General features: G+C 34.7%; 3 protein-coding genes, 1 tRNA gene and 1 pseudogene. 3 read left to right on the forward strand and 2 right to left on the reverse strand.

Features of this window, described 5'->3' with window-relative positions:
• Nucleotides 1-992: pseudogene (gene hisS / locus AACY61_RS11930) on the forward strand (histidine--tRNA ligase); the annotation flags it as partial.
• On the opposite strand, the gene AACY61_RS11935 reads toward hisS, so the two are convergent.
• Both AACY61_RS11935 and AACY61_RS11940 read right to left on the reverse strand, forming a co-directional pair.
• Nucleotides 976-1,341 (reverse strand): GIY-YIG nuclease family protein, encoded by a 366-nt coding sequence (locus tag AACY61_RS11935; protein WP_339611805.1) that lies wholly within the window; start codon nucleotides 1,339-1,341, stop codon nucleotides 976-978. The pseudogene hisS and the gene AACY61_RS11935 overlap by 17 nt on opposite strands.
• Nucleotides 1,342-1,428: 87 nt before the next feature.
• Nucleotides 1,429-1,502: transfer RNA gene (locus AACY61_RS11940), tRNA-Met, on the reverse strand.
• A 161-nt stretch (nucleotides 1,503-1,663) separates the two neighbouring features.
• On the opposite strand from AACY61_RS11940, the gene AACY61_RS11945 reads away from it, so the two are divergent.
• The gene (locus AACY61_RS11945) at nucleotides 1,664-2,050 is read left to right on the forward strand and encodes an START-like domain-containing protein (protein WP_339611806.1); all 387 of its coding nucleotides are present in this window, start codon (nucleotides 1,664-1,666) and stop codon (nucleotides 2,048-2,050) included.
• A 55-nt stretch (nucleotides 2,051-2,105) separates the two neighbouring features.
• On the forward strand, nucleotides 2,106-2,710 hold a 605-nt coding region (locus AACY61_RS11950; protein ID WP_339611807.1), incomplete at its 3' end, for an aminotransferase class IV.

Here is a 2,710-nt window from a genome sequence, read left to right on the forward strand (position 1 = left end):
GCAGCCGGTGTGGCGTGCAGACAGGCCACAAAAAGGACGCTTTAGAGAATTCTGGCAATGTGATGCCGATGTGGTGGGCTCAGACTCACTCTGGCAGGAAGTGGAGTTAGTCCAACTTTATGATGAAGTGTTTTCAAAATTACAACTGCAACAGTGCACGATTAAAATCAATAATCGAAAAATTCTTACAGGAATTGCTGAAGTGATTGGGGCAGAAGATAAACTAATTGATTTCACTGTAGCACTTGATAAACTTGACAAAATAGGTGAGGAGGGTGTGAAAAAAGAAATGCTCGAAAAGGGTATTTCTAAAAATGCCATTGAAAAACTTCAGCCACTTTTTAGTTTTAAGGGTAAGACTTCAGATCGTTTGGAAAGCCTCTCTGGTTTATTGGTAAACTCTCAAATCGGTCAACAAGGTATTAAAGAAGTGAAATTTGTTATTGACACAGCACAAAATCTTGGATTAATCTCGGCTCATCTTGAGCTTGATGTGACCCTTGCTCGTGGATTAGATTATTATACCGGAGCCATTTTTGAAGTATCAGCACCAATGCATGTACAAATGGGAAGTATTGGTGGTGGAGGCCGCTATGACGATCTCACCGGTATTTTTTGGTTTAAAAAACATGAGTGGAGTAGGAATTTCTTTTGGATTGGATCGTATTTACATGGTACTGGAAGAGCTGCAATTATTTCCAGTAACGGTAGATCAAAATACACGTGTACTTTTCATAAACTTTGGAGATCATGAGGCTTTGTATGCCATGCAAGCAATTTCTTTTTTAAGAAAACAAAATATTGCAGCTGAATTGTATCCCGATACAGCCAAAATGGGCAAACAAATGACTTATGCAGATAAAAGAGAAATTCCTTTTGTAGTGCTCACCGGCGGAAATGAAGTGAAAGCCAATCGCTACACCTTAAAAAATATGATAAGTGGGGAACAGGAAACAGTTGACTTACAGGAACTGATTAAAAAGTTGAATTAGTATGAATTATTAATAAATAATTAATAAAAATCCGCTGATTTAGAGGTTTTTTTGTAGATAGAGGAAGATCTTGCTTATAAGCCCTTACGGAAACTCCGTCCGCCTCTGGCGGATATGAATCCTCTATCTGTTTTTTATAAAAAGGAAGTATTTTCTCTGAGATAAAATTTCTCACAATCCTGGATTTTAGAAACTTTTCTTTATTAATGGCCTCTTTTTTAGTTGAAAAGAATTCAACATAAACAACGATCCAAGGTCTGAACTTAACTGTGTATCCTTTATTTGAAAATGTGTTGTGAGAATTAAATCTTTGAATTAAAGAGGAGGAATATCCAATATATTTTATCAAATTTTAATGAATACAGTACATATGTGACAAACTCATTCATTCTGTAAAAAAATAAAAAAATCCCCAATTTTCATTAGGGATTTTTTGTAGCGAGAGGGGGGCACGATCCCCCGACCTCCGGGTTATGAATCCGACGCTCTAACCAACTGAGCTACCTCGCCATAAATTCCCGCGAAGGCGGAAATCTCAAACCTCATTTTTGAGTGCGCAAATATAAAAACAATTTATAGCTGTACAAAGCTTTATTTTAATAAAATAATTTTTAAAACCTTTTCTAATTTCAATTTAATATCTATATTGTGCTTTAACTAACATTATAAAAATGGAAGCAAAAACTAAATTTGAGATGGAGTTCCCTATACAGGTGTCCCCATCACTTCTTTATCAATATATATCTACTCCATCAGGTCTTTCAGAATGGTATGCCGAAAATGTAAACTCACGTGGTGAACTCTTTACATTCATTTGGAATGGCTCTGAAGAAAAAGCCAAACTTTTAGGAAAAAAAAGTGGGGAACGTATCAAATTTAAATGGGTTGTAGATGAGAAAACCGATTATTTTTTTGAAATGCGTATTCAGGTAGATGAAATTACAAAAGATGTTTCTTTGATGATAACAGACTATTCTACTGAAGATGAACTCGAGGAAAATAAAATGCTTTGGGATAATATGGTATCTGATTTAAAACACATTTTAGGTTCTACATAATAATTCTTTTAAATAGTTCTAAATTTGCCTCGTTCTAATTTAACGAGGTTTTTTTATGGTGAATTGTAACGGAAGTATTTTTAAAAACTCAGAAACGCTCTTATCTTCATCAAATCGTGGGTTTTTGTTTGGTGATGCCGTTTTTGAAACAATGCGGATTGCAGCAGGTAAAATTTTATTTTGGGAGGATCACTACTTGCGATTGATGGCTTCCATGAGAATAATGAGAATGGAAATTCCAATGAGTTTTACAATGGAATATCTGGAATCTGAAATTCTTAAAACATTGGCTGCAAACGATTTAAATTCAAAAGCATCCAGGGCTCGTCTTACGGTTTACAGAGATGAAGGAGGGTTTTATAAACCAATAAACAACTCAGTTTCTTATGTAATTTCTGTAAGCGAATTAGAGACCGCCTTTTACCTCAAAAACACTAATTTTTATGAAGTGGAATTGTTCAAAGATCACTACATTAATTCAGGAATCCTTTCCACTATCAAAACAACCAATAAACAAGTCAATATATTGGGTGGTATATTTGCAAAAGAAAACGATTTTCAAAACTGTCTTTTACTTAACGAACATAAAAGAGTGGTGGAAGCAATGAACGGAAACCTGTTTTTGGTTTTTGGTAATACAATTAAAACACCACCAATTGA

Origin of the sequence: uncultured Planktosalinus sp. (assembly GCF_963973675.1) — a bacterium.
Lineage (GTDB): Bacteria > Bacteroidota > Bacteroidia > Flavobacteriales > Flavobacteriaceae > Planktosalinus.

Coding starts and splice junctions, on each gene's coding strand:
- AACY61_RS11945 (WP_339611806.1), top strand. CDS start 1,664: ATGGAAGCAAAAACTAAATTTGAGATGGAGTTCCCTATACAGGTGTCC.